Origin of the sequence: Pedobacter sp. AW31-3R (assembly GCF_052180285.1) — a bacterium.
Classification (GTDB): domain Bacteria; phylum Bacteroidota; class Bacteroidia; order Sphingobacteriales; family Sphingobacteriaceae; genus Pedobacter.
Genome location: NZ_CP197475.1, coordinates 91,798 through 116,633 on the forward strand (window position 1 = coordinate 91,798; position 24,836 = coordinate 116,633).

14 protein-coding genes are annotated in these 24,836 nt (G+C 42.4%); 4 read left to right on the forward strand and 10 right to left on the reverse strand.

The window, feature by feature from the left end:
• Positions 1 to 56: 56 nt before the first annotated feature.
• The 7 genes from ACSBL2_RS00425 to ACSBL2_RS00455 form a co-directional block, all read right to left on the reverse strand.
• Positions 57 to 1,673, reverse strand: coding sequence for a S41 family peptidase (locus ACSBL2_RS00425; protein ID WP_442589701.1), 1,617 nt, complete (start codon positions 1,671 to 1,673; stop codon positions 57 to 59).
• Positions 1,674 to 1,678: 5 nt separating this feature from the next.
• The gene (locus tag ACSBL2_RS00430) at positions 1,679 to 3,670 is read right to left on the reverse strand and encodes a TlpA family protein disulfide reductase (RefSeq protein ID WP_442589702.1); all 1,992 of its coding nucleotides are present in this window, start codon (positions 3,668 to 3,670) and stop codon (positions 1,679 to 1,681) included.
• Entirely contained in the window at positions 3,670 to 5,022 is a 1,353-nt protein-coding gene (locus tag ACSBL2_RS00435) for a RagB/SusD family nutrient uptake outer membrane protein (protein ID WP_442589703.1), read from the reverse strand. The genes ACSBL2_RS00430 and ACSBL2_RS00435 overlap by 1 nt, the downstream gene beginning before the upstream one ends.
• A gap of 59 nt (positions 5,023 to 5,081) precedes the next feature.
• The gene (locus tag ACSBL2_RS00440) at positions 5,082 to 8,648 is read right to left on the reverse strand and encodes a SusC/RagA family TonB-linked outer membrane protein (protein ID WP_442589704.1); all 3,567 of its coding nucleotides are present in this window, start codon (positions 8,646 to 8,648) and stop codon (positions 5,082 to 5,084) included.
• A complete protein-coding gene (locus ACSBL2_RS00445) occupies positions 8,649 to 9,695 on the reverse strand; it encodes a FecR family protein (RefSeq protein WP_442589705.1) in 1,047 nt (348 codons plus the stop codon).
• A 202-nt stretch (positions 9,696 to 9,897) separates the two neighbouring features.
• Positions 9,898 to 10,488: an RNA polymerase sigma factor gene (locus ACSBL2_RS00450; RefSeq protein ID WP_442589706.1), complete on the reverse strand. Its 591-nt coding sequence runs from the start codon at positions 10,486 to 10,488 to the stop codon at positions 9,898 to 9,900.
• A gap of 354 nt (positions 10,489 to 10,842) precedes the next feature.
• Positions 10,843 to 11,892, reverse strand: a complete 1,050-nt coding sequence (locus ACSBL2_RS00455; protein ID WP_442589707.1) for a helix-turn-helix transcriptional regulator — start codon at positions 11,890 to 11,892, stop codon at positions 10,843 to 10,845.
• Between the two features lie 102 nt (positions 11,893 to 11,994).
• Here ACSBL2_RS00455 and ACSBL2_RS00460 point away from each other — a divergent pair, with 102 nt between their 5' ends.
• A complete protein-coding gene (locus ACSBL2_RS00460) occupies positions 11,995 to 13,449 on the forward strand; it encodes an RtcB family protein (protein WP_442589708.1) in 1,455 nt (484 codons plus the stop codon).
• 55 nt (positions 13,450 to 13,504) lie between these two features.
• Here the strand turns inward: ACSBL2_RS00460 and ACSBL2_RS00465 are convergent, their stop codons facing one another.
• Positions 13,505 to 14,047, reverse strand: a complete 543-nt coding sequence (locus tag ACSBL2_RS00465) for a DUF4199 domain-containing protein (protein ID WP_442589709.1) — start codon at positions 14,045 to 14,047, stop codon at positions 13,505 to 13,507.
• Positions 14,048 to 14,634: 587 nt separating this feature from the next.
• On the opposite strand from ACSBL2_RS00465, the gene ACSBL2_RS00470 reads away from it, so the two are divergent.
• Positions 14,635 to 15,270 (forward strand): outer membrane protein, encoded by a 636-nt coding sequence (locus ACSBL2_RS00470; RefSeq protein WP_442589710.1) that lies wholly within the window; start codon positions 14,635 to 14,637, stop codon positions 15,268 to 15,270.
• Positions 15,271 to 15,476: 206 nt separating this feature from the next.
• Positions 15,477 to 16,670, forward strand: a complete 1,194-nt coding sequence (locus ACSBL2_RS00475) for a multiheme c-type cytochrome (protein WP_442589711.1) — start codon at positions 15,477 to 15,479, stop codon at positions 16,668 to 16,670.
• 194 nt (positions 16,671 to 16,864) lie between these two features.
• Here the strand turns inward: ACSBL2_RS00475 and ACSBL2_RS00480 are convergent, their stop codons facing one another.
• Entirely contained in the window at positions 16,865 to 19,465 is a 2,601-nt protein-coding gene (locus ACSBL2_RS00480; RefSeq protein ID WP_442589712.1) for a family 20 glycosylhydrolase, read from the reverse strand.
• A 61-nt stretch (positions 19,466 to 19,526) separates the two neighbouring features.
• Complete coding sequence (locus tag ACSBL2_RS00485; protein WP_442589713.1) at positions 19,527 to 23,843, reverse strand: hybrid sensor histidine kinase/response regulator transcription factor; 4,317 nt, start codon at positions 23,841 to 23,843, stop codon at positions 19,527 to 19,529.
• Between the two features lie 163 nt (positions 23,844 to 24,006).
• Between ACSBL2_RS00485 and ACSBL2_RS00490 the strand changes: the two genes are divergently transcribed.
• Entirely contained in the window at positions 24,007 to 24,807 is an 801-nt protein-coding gene (locus ACSBL2_RS00490) for a glycoside hydrolase family 16 protein (RefSeq protein WP_442589714.1), read from the forward strand.
• Positions 24,808 to 24,836 lie beyond the last annotated feature (29 nt).

Genomic DNA, 24,836 nt, shown 5'->3' on the forward strand with positions numbered 1-24,836 from the left:
TTATTAATTGGAGTGTGTTATTAACCAGCGTATCTGAAAACAGAATGACACGGGTATTATTTACTTTTCTTTTTGGCAGGGGCTTTAGCCTTAAGCAGGTTGTTATAAAGTGACTGGTCTTTTAAAATCGCAACTGCGGAGAGGAAACTCTCATTAGCCTCATTGCGTACACGTAGCTGGAATGATGTGCCACTATACAATAAGGTGGCTATCTCAGATTTGATCTCTATACCCAGGGTCTTTCTTGCTGCTGTATCCGATTTTGATGGGATTCCTTTAAAACGTGCCGAGGCCTGGTCAAATATCTGATCGAGCATAACATCTGCTGTTGTAAATGCAGAGTTGAAATCACTAAACTCAGGATACTTTTGTAGGAGTGTAGCCCGGTTCTGTTGCACATAATTAAAGCCTGCTTTAGTCACCAGTCCACTGTTCATCACAGTGCCCAGCCATACACTGTATACATTCGTATCAATAGCTACAAAACGATCGGGCATAATTCCACCGCCACCGTAAACTGTTCTTTTATTTGTCAGTGTACTGAATTTTAAAGAATCGGGAAAATTGAGGTGTGATTCTCCTTTCAATTCACCTGAGGCCATCCTGCGGTTGAAATCCTCAAAGTAATCTGCTTTTCCTTTTTCATAAGGTTTCTGTATAGAACGGCCGGATGGGGTATAGTAACGTGCCGCAGTCAGTTGTAATACTGAACCATCGGTCATCACTACCGGCTTTTGCATCACGCCCTTCCCGAAGCTCCTGCGCCCAATGATGACTGCCCTGTCCCAGTCCTGCAGTGAACCTGTTACAATCTCACTGGAAGAGGCGGTCGATTCATCTATAAGTACAGCCAGGCTGCCTTGCATAAACTGGCCGAAACCACCCGTATAATAATGATCTTTTACCCCGGAATTGGTCACGGAATAAAAAACCATTTTTTCTTTTGGCAGGAATTCATCCGCCACGCCAATTGCAGCCTCCACATATCCGCCACCATTCCCCTGCAGATCGAGAATCAGCTTTTTCATCCCTTGCTCTTTCAGCTTTTTAATTGCGGCATCCATTTCCCTGCGGGTAGAAATACTGAAAATAGACAGGGCAATATAACCGATTTCCTTATCTACCATGTAACTGGCGGTGACAGAAAGATCGGCAATCTGCTCACGCATGATTTGCATACGGATGGGCGACGACATCTGCTCCCGTGCAACATCCAGCACAACTTCCTTGCCTTTCTCTCCTCTCAGGAGCAACATGATCTGCTGGTTTTTTAATCCTTTCCCAACAATCGGATTATTGTCGATGCCCACAATACGATCTCCCTGGCGAAGACCGGCTCTTGCTGCTGGCCCGTCCGGGTTAACGCCAGTTACGAAAGTACTGTCGTTAACCATCAGGAACTGAATGCCTATTCCTGCAAAACTGCCGCTCATGGCTACATTCATCTGTTCTGCTTCTTCCCTGCTGATGTAACTGGAATGGGGATCAAGGTCGCTCACCATTGCCTTTATTGCAGCATCAACCAATCTTTCGTCCTTCACCTGATCCACATAATTTTCCTGGATCAGCTTCAGCGCTTCCTGTAGTTTGATTTTTGGATTCATCTGCGCATGGGCCGAAAAAGCGATCATCGAACCCAGGACAGACAAGGTAATTTTATATATATTCTTCATTATGCTTATTTTTCTGCTCTCAATAGTTCAATTGCTGTAGATAATTCATCCATCAGCTGGCTAGGGCTGCCTGAATAACCTTCCGAGCTGTAGCGTACGACTTCATTTTTTACAATAATCTTACGCGGGATTGCGGAAGAATTAAACAAGGGTACCAGACTTTTGAATACTTTGTCCTGCTCGCCATTATCACCTATGGCGTCATGCAGAAGATTGAAGCGGAAGCCTGTTTCCTTCACATAATTCACCGATTTAAATTTATAATCTCCGTGTTGCATAGTGCCGATCATATACACACCTACAGAAGGATCTTTCGCATACTTGTCTACCAATAACTGCATTCCCGGAAAAGCCATGATACAGGGTCTGCACCAGGTCGCCCAGAAGTCAATCACAATGATCTTGTCTTTCCAGTCGGCCGAACTCACCATCTTTCCATTTGCGTCTTCCAGCGTGAAGGGAGTCAATGGGTGATTCACCAGATTCCCTTTGACATGCTTCATCATTTCGTCGTTTTCTTTCTTCGATTTTAAAGAGGCCAGATAGCTTTCATAACCTTTATCGCTCCCATTGTGTGTACTCAGGTAGATCGATTTGAGCTTATTAAACATTACCGGCGTAACCGCATTATTTTTCATACTGGCATCAAGCAAGGGTAAAATGAGTTTTTCCTCCCCCAGTTTGTCCAATATATACAGGTGGATCTCATTCAGTTCTGCGTTGGAATATTGTCCCTTTTGAGATAGTTTAAGGAAATAGTCCTTACCATTTGCATAATCTGCCACATCTTTGGTCATCGAAATGTGCGTAAAGAGACGGTCGTCCATCTGCTGGTCTGCATTGTCCTGTGCTGCGGAATGATCAGCACCAAAATCCTCTTTATATGAACCATCATTTTTACGCTCCAGTAAATAAGGGATAATCTTCTGACTTAATCCGTATAGGATTTTTACATCCACCAACTTCATCATATAGGCTTTCATGATATTCCAGCGATAAATTTCATTTGCTGTTTTAAAGTCGATTTCTTTAAAAAGGGCCAGAAACTGATCATAATCTTTCTGATCAAAATAACCGGAACCTAGTCCGCGATAAATGGTATAATAGATAAAACTTTTATCATCCGGATTTTTCTTCCATTCTGCCATCGGATAATCTTTAAGGAATTGCACGCCCAGGGCCAGGTGCCTGGCAGGATCCTGCTCACCTGTCACATGCTGAAAAGCAATAAACTTTGCTGTAGCCCCTTTCGGGAAAGTGCCTTTTATACGGTTTTCTACTTTGAGTGCCTGTAGGCTGTCTTTCAGATCACGGTCATAATACTGGTGAATGGTCGACAGTTGCTCTTCAGTCAGATTTTTTTGTGCCAGTATCTCCTGCAGGGTTGCGGTTGCAAATTGCCTGAATGCAAGCTCTCCAAGGTTCTTTTTCTTAATCTCAAGATAGGTATTCAGGTAATTTTGTACAGAAGAGCCAGCAATCTGCGACTCTTTTTTCAATAAGGCTTCCACTTTTGCAGCATCTTTTTCAGGATTTGAATAAGTGGCAAGCATCATATTACCCGCGCCTGGTGTAGACAGAATTGCTTCTGCAAGGTAATTACCTGGTATATTTTTCTTTTTTGCAGATAAAACGGCACTATAAAAGCCTTTACCAGCATTGTTGTCAATAACGTCTGGCTGGTCTATATTGCCCTGATAAAGTTTAATGGCCACAAAGGAGGCATTTTCTGGTAAGGCGTATTTTCCTGTCCAGCTGCCATTTGTTTTTTTCAGTGTTAAGGTTTCCTGCTTCCAGTCGAAATTTCTGAAAATCACGAGCGCAGCATTCACCTCATCGCTGAACTCAAGGTCACCCCCGCTAGCATCGTAACTAAAATTGATTTCTTTTCCTGCTATCGGAGCAGTGGGTTGTAAGGTAAGCCTCGGTTTACCCTGCTGTCCGTAACTTGAAAAGGACAACAGGATAAACAAGGCGGCAAATAATTGTTTTTTCATTATCTAGGGCTTTGTTGTATTTCAGGATTAAATTCGAGTACGGCTTGTGTGATTGGATAGATAAATCTGTTGCTACCCGGATCAAGTGTATAGGTCTGGCCTTCAAAAGTGCGTACTACTGGTTTGGCAAAAGCAGCATCCAGGTTTAATCTTCTCTGGTCAAACCAGCGCAGGCCGGTACCCATCAATTCTCTTCTTCTTTCACTGATCACGGCAGACAGGAGTTCATCAGGATTATTGATGACCAGATCCTGGTAATCTGCTGCCTTGAAACGGTTCTTTCTCAGGTTATTCAATAGTTCGAGTGTTTTTACTGTATTTCCTGTACGGGCATAAACTTCAGCCCTGTTCAGTATAAGTTCCGGCACACTCAATCCGGTCTGAATGGACCCCTGATCAAAATTGGCCCTGATGTAAGCACTGCCTGGTATGCCATTAACGGAGGTAGAGGTGAATAGTTCTTTCCTTAAATCGCCCGCAGAGAATAGGTCGATCAGTTCAGGATTAAGCTGTGAGCGGAATGTTCCCGCAGATACTTTAGATAACAGGATTTCCTGATTCAGGAGTCTGAGGGGAATTGCGCCTGTATTTCCTACATAAGTTTCAAGATTGTTCAGCGTGCTGTTGATCTGTAGCGCCAGATCAGCATATGCTCCGGATTTTTCGAAATTGCGCATGTACAAATGGCAGCGGGATAACAATGCATAGGCGGATACTTTTGAAGTATGACCGTTATTGGTACCCACATTCTGTAAGGAAGGAATTGCTTCTTCCAGGTCTTTTATAATCTGGTCATATACTTGTTTGACACTTGCCCTGTTTAATTTCTGATACAAGTCCGGTGTAGTCAGCATGGGAACGCCTATTTGTGTTGCAGCTGTTGCCGGATTGTAAAATTCGCCATACTGGTTGACCAGCGATAGGAGCGCAAAAGCGCGATGGACCAATGCTTCGGCATATACCTCCCGTTTTTGTGTCTCTGAGCCATTTTTACTGGACATTACCCCATATAATATCTCATTGCACACATAAATCTGCTCGTAAAAATTATTCCATCCCACATCCATTTGCCCATCGCCGTAATAGGAAACTCCCCATATATAGGCATTTTTGACCTCGGAATTCCAGGAGGCCTGATGTGTAGCAAGAGTTGTGGCCATATCGTCGGAAGTGACCATGGGCAGAATATAACTGTTTTCAAAGGTGCTGCGGTTGTTTACCAGTAACTGATAATCCTCTGTATTGACCAGCGTTCTGGTCGAAAACTGATCTACCTCCACATATTTTCTGCAGGAAAACAAGGCTGCAGAAAATAGAAGGGACATCCATATTTTATATTTTAGTTGTTTCATTTTGAATATTTTTTTCAGTTATAAGACTATCTAAGCTTTTGATTACTGTGGTTCTTGTGTTAAAATGAAGTATTGATACTTAAAAAGAAGGACTTGGCAGGAGGAAGATTGGAATAGTTATTCGTAAAAACATAAGTTGGATCTATCCCATCTTTATTCTTACGCCATATTAAGCCAAGGTTCCTTACACTGGCATTGATGTTCGCCGATTTAAATGGAGTACCTCTAAGTAATGCTGATGGTGCCGAATAGCCCAGGGTGATCTGCTGCAGACGGATATGGCTACCGCTAATGGTAAGCAGATCTGAATTGATATACCTGTTGATACTGTTATAGGAAATATCTTTCAGGCCTGGAACATTCGTTATCGCTTCATCTCCCGGTTGTCTCCAGCGCAAAGCAAGATCGGACTGGGCACCAATTAATCCCTGGTAAGGAGCATAATCAGGATAATTTTGAGCCGAAGGACGGCGCAATACATTACCCATGGAGTAGGCTATGCGTACACCAAGATTGAAGTTTTTATACCGGAAGTTATTGTTAAAAGCCCCAAAGTACGGTGCCGTAGTTCTTCCCTGGTAAACAAGGTCATCCGCACTCAGTGTATTATTACCTGTAGCTGCACTAACGATTTCCCCATTTTTGTTGTAGATCTGGGATTGCCCCTTGGCATCAAGGCCAGCCCAACGATAGGCATACATGTAATCTAGTGGTAATCCTACTGTAGGTGTACTTCCGCTAACAAGAGTAAAAGATGTGTTTTTTATAAATCGATTATCTGTCACTTCATTGGTATTATAGGAGAAGTTGAACATACTTGTCCAGCCAAAGTTTCCCTGTTTAATGAGGTCTGCTTTCATCCCCAGTTCAAAACCATTACTTTTCATGCTCGCACTGTTGAACTGAAGGTTTGTCCAGCCATAAGTCGGATTAAATGGAAGGTAATAGAGGATATCTGATGTCCTCTTATTATACACATCAATATTAAAAGTAAGCCTGTTGTTCAGGATGGAAAAGTCGGTTCCAAAATTGAACGTTTTAACCTTTTCCCAGGAGATCTGGTTATTTGCCGGACTATCAATAGTGCCAATAGGTTCATTCGTTTGATTGTCTGTACTGGTATTCATTCTTACATAACTTCCTATCCCTGTGGGTAGGGTGCCGGTAATCCCATAAGTAAGCCTGAAATCCAATGCATTAAGCCAGTTCATGTCCTTAACAAAACTTTCCATTTTGGCATTCCATTTTATACCGGTAGACCATAATGGTTTTGCGCGTTGATTTCTTTTTGCTCCTGTTAAGGTAAAATCGTCGAAACGTACACTTCCTGACAGTACATATTTGCCATTCAATGCTGATACTGCAGCATTGGAATAATAAGACATAGCCCTGGTGATACTTTTCTTCAATACATCGCTGCTAGAAAACATAGAGGTCCAGCCTTCCACATTCTCGTAGGGAATAGTAGGATTGATGATCAGATTGGAGTAGGTATTTTCCGTAAAACCATAACGTGTTTGTTCTGAAGACTGGTACCTGGTCTGGCGGATCTCCGCACCAGCAAGGATGGTCAGATTAATCAGATTGCCTATATTTTTATCTGCATTCACCTGTGAGCGTAAGTTATATTCCCAGCCATTGTAATTCTTGAGCTGGACTACCCCACCATTTGGAACCCCATAGATAAGTCTTCCTGTATTGGTATTGACTGTCGTTCCATAATTCACCATATCCCGGACATAATAGCTTTCCGGCCGGCTGATATTTTCCGTATCTTCAATGTTGCGCTGCAAGGATCCAAGGACACTAAAGGTAACCCCGTCGGTAATTTTTGTATTGATATCTGCATTGAAGCGAAAGCGGTTATACTGCGAATTATAGTTAATTGCATCGAGTTCATCCAGAGCAGAATAGGTCCATGGCAGATAGCCCTTATCCTGAAACTCCTGATTCACTTCATCTCTGAAGCGAATAGAGCGTTGAATGTTATTTCCATTTTCATCCTGTAATAATTCATATGGTCTCAATGACAGGGAGCTGGAACCGATGGTGTTTGAGGCAGCCGGATTACTCAAGCTGGTTGAATAATTATAGTTTAATCCCATATTCAGGTTTACCCTGTCGTTGAAAAGTTTATTTGTGATCGTTGAATTGATAAAGAAACTCTCTCCCTTATTGGCCTTCATGATTGGGATATCTTTCGTATAATTGGTCGATATATAATAAGTGCTTTTATTAGACCCACCAGAGAAAGAGAGGTTGTATTGCTGAGATACTGCACGTTGGAAAAGTAGGTCCGTCATCTGATCACGGTTGTCGATTTTAGCTAAACGTGCCAGTGCTTCGTCCCGCTGTGCCGCAGTTGCTGTTCCTCTGTCTACTTTGAACATCCATTCCAGCGCCTCCCCAAGAGGACGGTTACTGTTAAATGACTGCCAGTCCTGTTTTTGATAATTATCGACCACAAAACCCAGATCTTTAAGTTCACGCTCCAGGTCAATGTATTGTGCACTGTTCATCACCTGGAGTTTTTTAATATCTGCAGGAGCAGACAAGCTGAGGTTCAGCCCAAAGTTTATGGTGGGCTCACCTATTTTTCCTTTTTTTGTTTCGATAACGATTACCCCATTGGCAGCTTTTGCTCCCCAGATAGAAGATGCAGCGGCATCTTTAAGCACGGTGATGCTTTCAATGTCTTCAGGATTATAACGGTTCAGGATAGCTCCGCCACTTGTCGTTCCGGATACCATATCTGATAAATTACCCGCCCGGTCATCCGTTTCCATTACCGGAAATCCATCCACTACAATTAAGGGAGATCTTGGGGTTGAAGAGCCAAAACTATTGTTCCCGCGGATGCGGATGGTATTTTGTTTCAGGTCTATTTGTACGCCCGGAACCTGGCCTTCCAGTTTTTCCAATATATTTACAGCAGGAACTTCCTTGATCTCTTTTGCTGTGACTTTGCCGTAGGATCCTGGAGCACGGTCCTTAGGGATCTTTGCATAACCTATAGATACAACTTCGACTTCCTTCAGCATATTGTCTTCGTCTTCCAATCTTGCATTCACGATGTTGCCTTTGTCCAGTTTTACCTTTTCTGGCACCATGCCGAGATAGGTAAATACAATTGCATCTGCTTCCTGGAGTAAACGGAGTACATATTGACCATCACTGTTGGTTATTGCTCCCTGCCTGATGGCAGATCCTTCAGGAATAACCGTTGCGCCGATTATAGGCTTGCCTTTACTGTCGGTCACCTTCCCGGTAATCGTCCGGTAATTCGGTTCAGGTATATTTCTATTGTCTTCTTCTGCCTGGGCTTCCTCAGCACGGTTGTCACGGATTACTGTAAAATAGTTTTCCTGCACATACAGGAACAATAAACGATTGGGATACAGTATTTTTTTTAATACGCCTTCTACCGGCTGTGAACGATTGAGCGGAAGTGTTAAGCTTACCTTGATGTCCCTCACAAGTTCTTCCTGGTAAGAGAATTTAGTGCCGTACACTTTCTGTATTTCAGTCAGGGCTTTCTGGAGACTCATTTTTTCCTGCGCAAGGACTGTCTGCCAGAGTCCTGTACAGCCTAGTAAAACAAATAAGATGAGTAGTTTTCTTTTCATTTAGTCGGTTTTATGGTTTATGGTTAATTGATTCTTGTTTTTAATCAGGCTCACATCGAAAATCTTTTCAATAACAAAGAGGATATCTTCTGCACTGCCCGACGGGATCGTTCCTGATAACCTTTTGTTCTCCAGGTCAGGTACGTTCATGGTGACTTTATAACCATAGGTATCTTCCAGGATATTGGCAATTTCCTTTAATGTATAGCCATCGAGATCCAGCTCTTTCCTGGTCCATGATTGTGTCGCTTTTGCTGTTCTGCGTACATCGCCTTTTTGGAGCTGAAGGCCATCATAGATAAAAATATCGCCCGGTTTCATCAGTCTGGAGAAAGCAGATGCTCCTTGTTTTTCAATTCTCAGGCTACCGGAGAGCAAGGCAATTTCTGTCTGTCCACGCCTGTTTTTTACGTTAAATTGCGTACCCAAAACAGTGAGCTGAAGGCCATTCACATGAACTTTAAAGGTGTCTGCCTGCTGGAACCTGTTTTTAATGGCCACGTGTTTCACAGAGAAGGATGCTTCACCTTCCATCCACAGTTCCCTTGGCTGATCAGAACTCCATCCTCTGACATAATGGATATGGCTATTGCCATTAAGGATGGCGACCGACTCGTCCGGAAGTTTAATGCTCCGCATCTGTCCGTATCCTGACTGGAAATCCTGTTTGCCCAGGTTCATCAGCTCCGTAAGGAAGAAAAAGATAAACAACAGTGCAGCAACAGATGCTGTCCATTTTGAGGCACGTCTGAGCGGTATATAATATTTAGTTTCCAGATGGTTGTTCCTGTTGATTTTTGACTGGATGGTATTCCATGATTTTTCACTATCCCCTGAAGGGGTATACACGGGCTGCTGACGAAGCATCAGTATCCAGTGTTTGGCTTCTTCAAATGCTTCTGTTTTTTCAGGATAACGAGCCAATACTTCAGTCCAATACACCTCACTGGCGGTGTCAGGATGTAAAATATGTTCAATAAAGCGGGCATCCTCGAAAAAATTAAGGGTTTCGTAGCTGCTGTAATCCGATAGTTCCAAATTATTCATGATTTATTACTGTTATATATACATGGGATTTGATTTTTACCCCACTCATCTTAAAGTTTTTTTATTTTTTTTCACAATCATCCTATTCCAACTCATTGAATCAGGTAAAAAGAGTAAATCACAGAAGACTGGCGAGTTTATTTGAGGTGAATTCGGCTTGTGTACGGCAAAAATGTATACAAGAAGCAATTTTGAACGTGAGCTAGATCCTGGAGATCTTCAGAAGGTATAATATGATGAGATAATCGAATCTTGGAAGATGTTTTTTGAGGGAATCGATGGCACGGTAAAGTAATTTGTAGGTATCTTTAACAGATAGCTGCAGGACTTCGGCTATTTCCTCGAATTCCATTTCTTCATAATAGCGCAGGTGGATAATTTCCCGCTGACGCGGTGTCATTTTTTCCAATGCGGCGCTGAGTTTATGCTGAATACTATGAATGCGTTCCTGGCTGATCATGCTGTGGTCGTGCCCAAGTTCGATATCAAACTGAATTTTCTCCTCCATCATTGGAAAACCCATTATTTTTGGTGCATAGTTCAGTTTTCGAATCAGTCGTCTGCGAAATGCCTTGTACAGGTAATTTTTAACGGAACTGGTCTCTTTGATGACTTCCCTGTCTGACCAAAGCTTGATAAACAGGTCCTGAATGACATCTTCAATAATATGGTCATCCGGGGTAAACTTATGTCCGTAATTAAAAAGAGGGTAATAATAAGTATTGAAGATAAGCTTTAAGGCTGTTTCATCACCATATCGAAAGTCATTCCATGCCTTTAATTCATCGCTCATACTGCAAATACCATTTTTAAGACGTTAAGATAGCCTTATCAAATATCAAAATTTGTTTGGTAAATACTCAATTTTGAAAGGAAATTACATGCTGTTTGGCTATAATTCAGCAATGATCTGCTTTTTTGTTTTGAAAGGAAAGAAAAACCTGCTGTTTCAGGATATCTGGTGAAAAATAATGGCAGAAAAATTTTAAAATAGCAGTTTCTTGTCTTTAGCAAATTTGCTGGCGCATGTTATGGCGGTCCAATAACAGAATCTGCGTGACAGATGCTGAAATTATACTTTTGATCATGGCTTAGCCTCTCTTTAGGGACACATGAAAACAGATTTAATGTACTCCACGGCAAAAAACTAATCTATATCCCATTCGTCTTCCTCTTCAGCCTTGATCACTTCATATCGATCCAGTGTTTTTTTCAGCTGTTTTCTGATCTGTTTAACCAGTATTCTTGGACCAAACACCCGGATTTTAGCGCCAAAACCCAGTAATTCACGTTCCAGCTCAAAGTTCAATATCACTTTAATGCTAAAAATCTTCCCATCCTGTGCTACGCCCAGTAACTTCTGGGTGTGATGAAGTGGTTTTGTAATCACATAAGGTGCGTTATCATTATCTATCCAGAAAATAACTTCGCAATCCCGCTGTCCCGGAGTTTTTGTTACCCCGATACAATTATCATAATAAGTAGCCAGGTCAAGGGTCGTATTTTCCCGGTAGTTTTCCTGGTGTTCCTCTACGGTTTCTATCCGGTCAAGCGCAAGGTTCATGATGTTGGAATTCCGTTTATGCTGCATCCCCAATACAAACCAGCGGTTGCGGTACTCTTTAAGAAGGTAAGCGCTGAAACAAAATGTACTCGGCTGCCTGGCTTTGAAAGACTTATAGGTAATACAAATTGTTTTCTTTGCTACGATGGCTTTGCGAATCACCTCGATCCATTCCAGTCCTTTCAGGTTGTCATTCTTTTCAAAGTCCACCACAGGATGGGCATGTGTTTTCTGGGAATAGATTTTATCTTCCAGTTTACTCACCATCTCGTTCAGGTCCGTAAAATGGTTCAGCCCTTTAAATTGTTTAAGTAGATCTGAGACTTCAGTCAATACCTGCATGTCCTGCTGATTTAACGGGCTGTTGGTAATGCTGTAATCTTTATCGCTATAGGTGTAATACTTTTTATCCACCACCACAATAGGTGCCTCATACCCCAGTTTGTTGCTCCGCATCATTTCCATATCACCCTGTATAGTCCTTCGGCTTACGCCGGTATCAATGCCCTGATATTCGTATAAGGCCTGGCTGCAGGCGTCAATGAGGTCGTCGAGCGACCATTTCCTGAACCTGTTCTGTAAACACTGGTCAATTGTACGGTAACGGATGAGGGCATTGCGGTTAACAGGCATGGGATAAAAATTATTTTGATGAATTTATAAATTATTTTTCACTGCGCAAATACGTTGCGCAGAACCGATCTTTCTTTGTGGTGTTAAATAATAAAAACGATCATGGAAAAAGAAAAGATCAGTAATAATGAATTGAAGGAACTGGGGATAAACGAACTGGAAATGCTGGTTAGTTTTAGCCGTGTGGCGAATGGCCTGCTTAAACATGGCGTAATGGCTAAGCCTGAAATACTGGCTAATCTGGAAGCATTGATTGATGATCCGATGCCTTATGCGCTTAGAAAAGGCGGAAAGTTTAAGAATCTTGCTGATGGTATCCTTGCTATGCGTAGAGAAGGCAAGTTTTTAAAACAGGAGCGCAGCAATTTTAAGTTGAAGGAGGAAATAGCAGACTTCCCGGTTTGGGGATTGGAGCATATTGAAGTGGGAGCCCTGGCACAGATGAAAACAGCGGTACAATTGCCTATCGCTGTGGAGGGAGCCCTGATGCCAGATGCCCATCAGGGTTATGGCTTGCCAATTGGAGGCGTACTGGCCACAACCGCCAATACCATTATTCCTTTTGCTGTTGGGGTAGATATTGCCTGCAGGATGTGTTTGAGTATTTTCGAGCTTCCAGCTGAAACTGTAGATACAGAAAAAGATAAGTTAAAAAATATATTGGTCGACCATACCTATTTTGGTATGGGATGTACTACCAAATCATATTTTGACAGCTCATTATTTGATAGTGCAGCATGGAATGAAACTCGGGTGATACGCGCACTGAAAAATAAAGCTTATGCACAGCTTGGAACAAGCGGAACTGGGAATCATTTTGTGGAATGGGGCGAGCTGACTATTGCTGAGGGAGCCCTGGAAAGTGTTCCTGCCGGAAAATACCTGGCATTATTGTCGCATTCCGGTTCCCGCGGGTTTGGAGGTGCTATTGCGGACCATTACAGCAGGATTGCGATGACAAAAACAAAACTGCCAGCGGAAGCGAAACACCTGGCCTGGCTTGACCTTGACAAAGATGAGGGACAGGAATATTGGATCGCGATGAATCTTGCCGGTGAGTATGCCAGTGCCAACCACCATGAGATCCATAACAAAATTGCGCGTGCCTTAGGGCTTAACCCTATGGTGCAAGTGGAAAATCACCATAATTTCGCCTGGAAGGAAAAACTTGCCAATGGAACTGATGTCATCGTACACCGGAAAGGGGCAACTCCGGCGGGGAAGGGGGTGCTCGGTATCATCCCTGGTTCTATGAGTACCCCGGGATTCCTGGTTCGTGGAAAGGGAAATGCCGCAAGTATCAATTCTGCGAGCCATGGTGCAGGCAGGTTAATGAGCCGAAGCGCCGCCTTTAAGACCCTTAATAAGGCTGATATTGCTGCTAATCTTATTGAAAAGCGGATTACCCTAATGGGAAGCGATATGGATGAAGCGCCAATGGCTTATAAAGATATCCATACAGTCATGGCGGCGCAGCATGATCTGGTAGATGTGCTGGCTAAGTTTGAGCCTAGGATTGTAAGGATGGCAGATCCGAGAGAAAAACCTGAAGATTAAATTTCAATGGTCATGAATGAAATGACAAACCAGGATGTTTTTCCTGGTTTGTCTCTCAAAGAGGCTCAGGTTTATATCCGGATTTTTTCTTTCGTTTTAACACCAGGGCTGCGATCACTGAGATGATTAGCCCCACAGGAAAGGCCTCCATATAAGTTAAAAGCACAACCATAACAGGGGTGTCGTACATTTTCCTCATCATGTTCATCTCCTTTGTTTTCGCTGCAATCTCGGCAGCACTGGCACCGCTGTTCTGTGTTTGATGAATGACATGTGCGGAATATTTATCCATGAAATCAGGGATAAACACATAATAGTCAACCACCCATACCACCGCATATATAGTTGAAGTCAGAAGTGCAGTAAATAACCCTATTTTAAAGGCCTTGCTGAAACTAATGATGCCGTCATTGTACTTGTCCCTATAATTTCTGACCGCTACAAATACCAATAAGAAAGCCAGTATGAAAATAAAATAACTCAGCAAAATATTGCCATCAAAATCCCCCCGGCTATAACAGGCAGCAATACTGTACACCTGCCAGCATGATATGATTATCCCGGAAATCAACCCATATGTAATTATATTTTTTATCATTCTTATCTCAGGTTATTGAAAAATCAAGGAAGTACGCTAATTCATCCCACTGTTCTTTCCTGAGGTAAAAATAATATAATTTATGATTTCTTTTAATAAATGAAAGGTCAATCGTTTCATTTTCAGTGTAATGTGGGATTGTGTGCCTGGTTTTATTGCAGGGAATAGCTTAATCGTTGTTAATGGCCAAACAGAACAATCATAAGGGATGTAAAATACCAGTCCGCATATTACTGCTGTTATTAAAAATTGACCAGTTAGATAAATGGGTGTATTTTGTACAGTTTTTGAAAAAATTTGTTAGTAAAGCAAATGATTGAAAAAATTTATTTTGTGAGGTTTTTCATAGGGATTAAAATGCTTTAAGTTATTAAAACTTAACCAGGAGAAGTGTTTAATTGTATTAATTTGCTGATATGTAGGGGATGTCGTGTCTTTTTAATGTAACAAGTATATTGCTTAACTACTGTTTTTATACTGTGTGTAAGTTTTATTTATGAATATAATGTTTTTTTTGAATTTTAAGTGTTAATTAAATATCATTTATTGATAGTTTTATTTATGTTTATAGCTTAATCACACAAAAAATGAAAAAAAAATTATTAATCGCTATTGCGGTCACATTATCCTTTGGTGGATATGCACAAACGAAAGGTACCAGTGCGTTAGGTCTGGGTGTTAGCCTTACAAAGACTAAAACGAACTACACTGGTGGCTCTTTAACTGGTTCTAATGAAGATAAAACGAACAGTTTTACCCTGGGTTATGGCAACTTTATTAAAGACAATGCAAAATTAGGGGTTGAGTTTTCTTACAGTAAATATGACTTTGAATCGAATAATGGAAATTATGCGGATGGAAAAAGTTATGGGGGAAATGTTAACTATCAGCAGTATTATCCTCTCCTGAAAAAACTATATGCCTATGCAGGTGGTAGGGTTGGATATTTCAATCAGAAGATCGAGAGTTTGAATCCTACTGGTCCGTATAATACTTTAAAGCAAAATGAATACAGTGTGGGTGCCTATGGTGGACTGACATGGTTCGTTTCCCAAAGGTTCGCCTTTGAAACCAATTTATTGTCTGCAAATATTATTTACAGTAAGACAGAAGAGACAAGTCCCTCAAATAATTATGAAAGTAATAGAAAAGCCACGAACTTCAACTTAACTTCTCAGGGGTTTATCAATAACCTTGGATTTAAAATATATCTCTTATTCTAGTACCCTCTATGATTTCTACGCCTGCAGGTGCTTAACTGTTAAGCACCTGCAGGCGTCTTTGTTTATTTGATCACCATTGGAGGCTCCCTTAGATCATCTGGAGATACAAATAAAAAGAAAACAGGGTAAAAACGACAAAGCTTCATTTATCAAATCATTTGATTACATTAGGAATAGATTATAGAGTTATCTAACCAAAGTATTGTATGGGCCTGCGACGTTTTTTAATCGTATTTATTATCCTGGCTGCTTTTGTCATTGTCATTGTACAATGCACTAAAGTGGAAAAAAAAGATAGCAGGGGCCCTGCCTATGCCGGAAGTTCAACCTGCGTGAAATGCCACAGGAATATCGAGGATTCTTACCTCCACAATGCCCATTTTAATGCTTCAAGGATTTTATCCCAACCCAATTCCATAGACAGTCTTTCTGTACCTGACGGTGAGTTCCTCTTTAATGAAAATACCAAAGTAGGTGTGGAAAGACGCGATAGCGGACTCTACCAGATTGCTTTAGTGAATGGACGGGATATGAAGGCAGAACATACTGATGTTGTTTTTGGAGCCGGGAAAAGTGCCTATACTTTCGCCTTCTGGTATGGAAATAAGCTGATGCAGATGCCCCTGAATTACCTGACCAAAGAACGCCAATGGGTAAACAGCCCTGGTTTTCCTACGGACCAGATTTATTTCGGAAGACCAATTATTGCACGATGTCTCGAATGTCACAGTTCTTACGTGGATAAAAAATTGGTTCAGACCGATAACTTTAACATGGAAGAGGAATTTGTAAAAGGGTCTTTGATCGCGGGTATAGACTGCGAACGCTGTCATGGCCCGGCAGCGAAACATGTAGCCTTCCATGAAGCCAATCCAAAGGAGAAGAAAGCTGTCTATATGGTGAATTACCGTTCCCTCGCCCTAAGTCGCAGGGTCGATATGTGTGGTGTCTGCCATTCCGGGACAGCATTGCAAACATTAACTTCCACCTTCTCCTTTAAACCTGGAGATACCCTTAAAACGCTGCCACAATACAATGCTTACACTGGGGAAGATGCAGATGTCCATGGTAAACAGAAGCAATTGCTTGAGGCCAGTGCCTGTTATAAAATAGGTAAAGCTGAATGTATCACCTGTCATGATGCACACAGCGGGGTGAAACTGAGTATGGAAATATATGCCCAGAAATGTATCAGTTGCCACCAGGAGGTTAAGCACGAACAATTATCAGCGAAGGATAAAGCACTGCTGACAAAAAATTGCATAGATTGCCATATGCCTGTAAAAGAGTCACAGGCCATAGGTTTTCAGAAGAGCAATAGTAAGGAAAAGATACCCTATAAACTAAGAACGCATCGTATTGCCGTATATAATGAACTGATCAGCAAAAAGCTCAATTAGTATACCGGCTCTGCATTTCTGTTTCAGCCCGGTTAAAGCTTCCCAGTTTGCTGGGATTCACATGCTGATCATTCTTTTTTATGTATTGTACGTTTCAGTTAAAGCTTCCCAATTTGCTGGCATTCACATGCTGATCATTCTTTTTTGTGTGTTGTACGTTTCAGTTAAAGCTTCCGAATTTGCTGACATTCACATTAGGGCTGATTTACGATGACGACTGTTTTACCTGAACGGCCTGTCTTTGTAAATACTTTAAAGGATAATGTGCCCCTCTCAGTAACTGGCTGACTGTAAATCTTACTATTTTCATCGGGTACAGACCCGTCCGTCGTATACCTGATGATCATCTCAGGAAACTGGACATTCGCGTGTATGGAGCCCTCTTTCAGCCATACACCCGGCTCAGGAATTCTGTAAGAATAGCCATTATGGTAATGCTCCAGCCTTGGCAGCTCCCTCTTTCCTGTGACATGGATAAATTCAGACCAGGCTTTATGATATAAAGCAGAGTTCAGCGTATGGGTTTGTTCCGATGCCCATTTCGGATGCTGTGCCCATGAACGCTCTGCGAAAGCAAGCAATTTTGGCAGGAGTAAATATTCGAAAGTCAATGTATCCGTTATTGTTTCACTCCATAATGCTGCCTGAAGCCCGGCAATGTTTTTCCTGTTGACGGCCTGAAGGGTATCTTTGTTCCTGAAGAATTCCTGTGATACAGGTTCAGCCATTTCATTCTCAGTTATACTTTTATAATAATCGAATGGAATAAAATTAAAAGGCTTATCTATGTCCACAAATCCTGCCCAGTTCATGCCATGTTCATTGAAACTCTGGTTGTAAGCCATGTCGAGATACATATTCGTGACATTGGAAAGGACCACCCTGAAGCCGTTGTTTGCAAGGCGGTAAGCCAAATCCTCAGCTCCTGTGCCGATAATGTTGTTCCATACATCAACCTGGTAATTCTTTCCCTGAAGGAGCAGGTCCGGTACCAGTTTTCTCCTCCCGGCAACCATGATATGTTTAAGGTCTACCTCTTCCCAACCATATAAATACAGTTGGTGGGCTTTCAGGATATCATTTGTTTTGTTGAAATAATAGCGCCATAAATCGTCAGCATCCTTTAATGTGGGCTCTGCCTGCTGTAAATTCTTCACCAGGGGCGAATTGATCCATACCCCTACCGGAACTTCATCCCCACCCATGTGTATGGTTTCCAACGGTGCATTTGCTTCACGGTATATTTTTACGATTTCAGTGGTCACCTTTTCCAAAAACCGGTAGGTGGATGGCATTGCTACATTGATGACATTATCATTCCAACCCTGAACAGACCGATAACTCGATTTATCGTTCAGGTCGCGTAACAAATACCGGTTTGCCTCGGCGGTATCCCCAAGAGCAATATATTTGGCATACCGTGCATCCATAGATTTTATTGCCGCCCTGGCGTGTCCCGGGGTTTCTATTTCCGGGATGACCTTAATGTGGCGGGCTGTGGCATACTGCAGAATCTCCCTGAAGTCAGCCCTGTTGTAAAAACCACTGCCAGCTGGATTGTTTACATCAGGGCCAGAGCCATAGGATGGAGGTAACATCTGGTGTGGCTGGGTGGTATATCCCCTTTTGGAGCCTATTTCAGTTAATTCCGGCAATCCCGGAATTTCAATTCTCCAACCCTCATCATCGTTTAAATGGAAGTGCAGCACATTCAATTTATACAGGGCCATTAAATCCAGTGTTTTGATGACCTCCTGCTTGGGAAGAAAATTTCTGGCTACGTCCATCAACAAGGAACGGTGCTGAAATCTTGCGGAGTCAAGTATCGCTACTCCCTGCACTTTTATTTTTTGAGATCTGTTCGTGTAATATTCCGGATCAAGGAGAGTTTTCAGCGATTGGATACCATAAAATATGCCGGAGACTTCGCCTGAACAAATCACAATGTGCTGTGCTGAAACATTCAATGTATATGCCTTTCCCAGTGCAGTGTCTTTCCGAAGAATGATGGTGTTCTTGTTTCCATTCCTCTTCAGGGCTGTTTTTTCAGTTTGCGCTTCATCGACCACCAGCTGCGCTGCCAGTAAGTTCTGAAGGTCTTTCTGTAGAAGTATGGCTTCTGCGGAGAAAGCATGATCGGGAATAATCGCTGTTTTACTGTTGATTTCAAAAGTACCTTTTACTTCCTTATAGCTTACTGGTGTTGGAAAAACCCGGACCAGCTTCTCCTCTTTTAGGTCCTGAATTTTGGTATTGTTTAAAAAACTGGTCTTTGCAATTGCGGGTTCTATGGTTCCTGGTTTTTCAGATAGATCCGTCAGTGGAAATCCTTTCTCCGGATTGTCCTTTTTTACCAGATAAAAGCCTGAAGGTAGTTCTGTATAGTTTCTGATATCAGGGATGATGAATTCCATTTCATGGGTTCCCCCCGGTGCCAATTCCCTGAAATTCTTATTGGGATAGATATAATGGAGGTCGCCGTTGATCTGTTTAATATCGTACATTAATGCGGTTGAGGGTTTAAGCTTTGGCTTTTTTACCGCATTCAGGTAAATGCCCCAGTCTGTTCCCAAAATGGATGCTCCGGTTTTGTTGATCAGCAGAAAAGTAACTTTTACTTTTCCGGCAGAATTCGTCTCCGCTGCGCTGCGCTGATCTGCAGCGTTGTCAATTTTCCACTCATAGGCCAGCGACTTTTGCTGCTGGGCGAAAGAAGTGTTCAAGGATAACAAGGCGACGATGAAAGCGACCGTCAAACGACCTGATAATGTAGAGCTATAATTCTGGATTTGCATAAAACAAAGCTATTTTTCAGGCTGTGTTTTTTATTTCCAATAGTCCCTAATCTGTGTAAACCTATTCCTGAAGGGGCGTACTGTCGTTAAATTTTTGCTGGACGCTCTTTGCCCTCAGCTTGGCCACATATTCCTTCGGACCAATTTCATAACGCTTCACAAAACTTTTGGAAAAATAAGAAGGTGTAGCAAAACCTACCTCATAGGCAATCTGGCTAATGTTAAGCTTTCCTTCCTGCAATAATTTCAGCGACTTCTTCAGCCTTATATTTTTAATGAAATCATGAACTCCCATACCTGTTAAGGCCTTAAATTTGGCATAAAGTACTGTCCGGCTCATTGCCGTGATTTCACAGAGCTTTTTGTAGTCGAGATCAGCATCATTGATATGTTGTTCAATATAACTGCTCACTTTATCGATGAACTCTTCATCCATTTTATTGTAACTGATTCCTTCAGGCAGCAATTCCTCTGCTCCTGAAAATCTCTTTTTAGCATTCTCCTGATTTTTAATCAGGTTGAGCAGGACATGGAAAAGGATCTTCTGGTTGATGGGTTTGGTGAGGAAGGCATCGGAGCCGGCTTCATAAGAGGCCAGCTGCCCCACTTCTCCGGTGTTGCTGGTCAGTAAGACCACAGGGATATGGCTGGTATTGTAATCGCTTTTGATGGTATTACAGAATTCCAGCCCATTCATTACAGGCATCATCATATCGGTGATAATCAAATCCGGCTGCGCCTCTGTAGCGATTTTTAAGCCCTCCTTACCATTGGCTGCTTCAAACAGTTCGAATGTTCCTGATAGCAATAATTTAAGGAAATTTCTGATTTCGTCATTGTCATCCACAATAAGGATCCGTTTGCCGGTGAGCAGGCCCGCCTGTTCCTGCTGAAAATTAATCTGCTCCATACCGAATTTCCCTATTTCTACTGCCTGCTGCAGTTGAGTTGTCTCTTGTGCTCCCCCGCCGTCTGGCAAAGAAATGGTAAATGCTGAACCTTTATGGGGTTCACTTTCTATATGAAGCCGGCCTTCATTGATTTCTATAAACTCCTTGATCAGCTGCAGTCCAAGTCTGGTGCCGGTTTCTCCGAAGGTTCCATAAGAAATGGACTTGTTTTCCTGGAAGAGGATCTCCTGGATTTGCGCGGCTGTCATTCCTATACCATTATCGGCAAAACAGATGTCCACCTTGCCCGATTGCTTAACCGACGTTACCGTGATATTCCCGTTCCGGTGCGTAAACTTGATGCTGTTATTGATCAGGTTACGGGCAACGGCATCCATCATGTGTTTATCGGCCCTGATGGTATGGTGGATGTCTATATCCAGGTGGCAGCTGATATTTTTCTGGGTGAGCTGAGTTTCTGCAAGGAAAACATTTCTCATGACCAGTTCATGGATATTCATATCAACAGGTTCATAGGCCAGGTTTTGTGACTGTGTCCTCGCCCAGTCCAGCAGGTTAATCACCAGTTCGTGGATCGCAGTTGACGCATTGCTGATGTCTTTGGTATGCGATTGCACTTCCTTTTCGGTAAGCTGCGGCAGTTTCTTATACAGGTGTTCAGAAATTCCGTGTAAGGCCGTAACAGGATTTTTAAGGTCGTGGGCAAGAATAGAAAAGAGTTTATCCTTGGTTTTATTGCTGCCCTGTAGCTCATTCACGGTAGTTTCCAGATTCTGTTTCTGTACCACAATGTGTTTCTGCTGATTAAGGATTTTTTCCGTTTTCCGGTTGATTTCTTTGTTGGACTCTTCTAAGTAAAAGTTCTGCACCTGTATCTTTTCATTGCTTTCCAGCAGAAAAGAGTTGGTCTCCGATAGTTCATGTGTTCTTAATGCAACCTCCTTCTCCAGTTGAATATTTCTTCTCTTGATCGCAGCAACACGCAGATAGAAGAGAGAAATGACCAGTCCGGCAGCAAATAGAATCTCAATGGAAATAAACCACCAGGTTTTCCAGAATGGAGGGGTAATGACCAGCTGAATCTCAGAGATGGTATCCGACCATTGGCCATCACTGTTCGTGCCTTTCACCTTAAGGGTATAATCTCCGGCATCGAGATTCGTGAAAGTGACACTGTTTTTATTGCCCAGGTCATGCCACTTGTCGTCAAAACCTTCCAGGAAATACTGGTATTTCTTCTTTTCTTTAGCCGCATAGTTCAGCGTAGCAAATTCAAATGAAAATACGGACTGGAAGTAGGGAATGGTAATTTTTTTACTCTGGGAGATGGTCGTCTTCAGCGGGGAATCTTCATTGCCGGCATCTGCGACGGCCACATTTTTATTGAAAATCTGAAAACTGGTAAACACGACCGGGGAGGGTAGGGTGACATCCTTCAGTTCCTCGGGTTTAAAGCGGTTAAAGCCATTTTTGCCTCCAAAATAAATATAACCGGAACGGCTAACCAGCCGTCCGTATTTAAATTCATTGTCCTGCAGTCCGTCGGCTACGGTATAATTTTTAATGGTATGGGTACGGGCCTGTAAACGGCTGATCCCTTTATTGGTGCCTATCCATATATTGCCTTTTTCATCTCCTGTAACCGATGTGATCACATCATTCGCCAGCCCATTATCCCTGAAATAGGTTGTGTTTTTATTGGTGACAGGATTGAACCTGTTCAGTCCAAAATTTGTCGCCAGCCATAAATATCCTTCTGCATCTTCATAGATCGACCCGATCCTGTCATTGCTCAGTCCGGCATTACTGTAAATTCCTGATACAAAATTCTGTTCTTTTTCATTGAACCTGTTTAAACCTCCACCATCGGTACCGATCCATAAATTCCCCTTTTTATCTTCAGCAATCGTTAAGATATAGTTGCTGCTGATACTGGAATTATCCTTTTCCTGGTGCTGAAAATGTTTGAAGGTCTGTGTTTTCTCCTGGTAGAGGTCTAATCCGCCACCATACGTACCTACCCATATCCGCTCTTTACTGTCCCTGAAAATATAAAAGGCATAATTGCTGCTCAGGCTCCCTGGGATATTGGGGTCGTGTTTGAAATGTTTATACTGATTTTTACTGTTAAACATGCTGATCCCGCTTCCCCAGGTTCCGGTCCATATATTTTTATCCCGGTCTTCAGCAATGGTCAGCACATAATTCCCGCAAATACTCCGGGGCTGGCCGGGCTCATGTTTGAAGACGCTAAAAGTACCGTCTTTTTCATTGAATTTGTTCAGTCCGCCACCATCCGTCCCAATCCATATCTGCTGGGCAGCATCTTCAAAAAAGAAATTCACAATATTGTTGCTGAGACTATTTGAACCTGCTTCATGCCGGTAGTGGGCAAACCGTCCTGCAACAGGATTTACCATACAAACCCCTGCATTGGACGTACCGAGCCACATATTGCCAGACCTATCCCTCCTGATCGCATTGATTGTATTGCTGCTAATGCTATGGTTATCCTGTTCGGAGTGCAGATAGTTCACTATTCCCAGATGGGAAAAAGCAGGGTTATCCGGAGAGTGAAAGATATAAAGTCCGCCATTTTCTGTTCCTACCCATAAATTACCGGCAGCATCTTCTTCCATACACAAGAGATAGTTCAGGGTAAGATTTGGATTTGGCAATTCATGATGGGGGTTGATCGCCAGAAAATCCTTCGTGTCTTTTCTGTAAAGGTTTAAGCCGGCGCCATAAGTCCCTACCCAGATATTGGCTTTACTGTCTTCAAACACAAATCTGATATGGTCATCTGTTAAGGAATTTTTAACAAGGGGATTGCTATGGTGCCTGCTGAATGTTTTTGTCTTTCTGTCGAAGATAAGGAGGCCGGTAGCGGAAGTTCCCACCCATATTTTTCCTTCACGGTCTTCTGAAATGCAGGTAATGTCATTGCTGCTCAGGGAATTTTTCCGGGCCGGGTCATGTGTATAATGGGCTGTTTGTTTCCCTTCCCTGCTGTAGCTGAACAGTCCGTCGGCCTTGGTCCCAATCCATATATTTCCAGCCTTGTCCTGGTAAATGCATTGTACTCCTTTTATCGATTTGAAAGTATCACTGCTGAACTGTTCCTTGTGGGTGTTTAACTGTTCAATGGTGCCTTCCCCGGTGCCCATCCATAGTATTCCCTTCTGATCTTCAATAATGGTTTGAATATCATTTGACCGGATACTGTTCCTGTTTTTAAAACTTTTCTTGTAGACCGTAAAGTTATAACCATCGTACCTGTTCAGCCCGTCTTTGGTGCCGAACCATATAAAACCGGTTTTATCCTGAAAGATAGAATGGACATTACTTTGTGATAATCCGTCTTTTGTACCTATAGATTCAAACTTTAGGTTTGTAATTTGGGAATAGGTGTATAAATTTATGAGCAGGATAAGCGAAAAAAGGGTACAGGTAAACTTTTTACTCATAAAAATGGATTAACTAAGGTTGAATATAGGGATAATTTGCGTTTTTGAAGGGTAAATATGGGTTTTTAAAGATGCAGCGGGATTATTTAGCCTGAAAACAGGACTATTGGAAAATATCCCAGGCGCATAGCTGCTAGATTTACAGTATCAACTTCTCTCATTTATGACCAAACTGATCCGTGTATGCTTCCTGCTTGCTGTTGTACAACTTTCTGTAACGGAAGTACAGGCACAGGTTTTTTTCGATGATTTTAACGGGCCTGCCCTGGACACGGCAGCGTGGACCGTTGCCAATATGAAATGGGGAGAAGATAAAGCGCAGGGGACGCATGGTGGAGTTGTTCCGGAAAATGTCTACTTGGAGAAAGGAAACCTGGTGATCAGGGCACATGGTGATCAGTACAGGGGGAAGGTGAAAGGCCATGGACAGGATACTAAGGTAGGCGGTGTTGTCTATACGAAAAAAGGCTTTGCCTCCGGTAGTTTTGAAGTGTGTGCCAAAATTTGTCCGAGACCTGGGGCACTTTCAGCCTTCTGGACTTATTACTATGAAAATGACCATTACAACCATGAGATTGACTTTGAATTTCCGGGACATAACCAGTCGCCGCTGTCGCGGGAAGATTCAGATTTAAAATGGGGACTCCTATCGAACTGGAGGGGGATAAGTGAGGCGGAACACCAAACGGCAGACAAATTTTTCGGGAACCCTGCCGATGGGAATTACCACCTCTACCGCTTCGAATGGCATACGGGAACTGATAACGAAAAGCCCAGGATAGAGTGGTACTACGACAATAAACTGATGCATGGGGCCAAGGAGCTTATCCCTATCCATGCTTCAGCATTCTGGATGGGAATCTGGTTCCCGGGCTGGATAAAAAAAGCGGACTTCCATACCGACTATATGTACATAGACTGGGTGAAGATTACTCCTTTTAATGAAACTAACGATGTAAGATAATAGCAACCAAACAACCAACAAAACCCAAA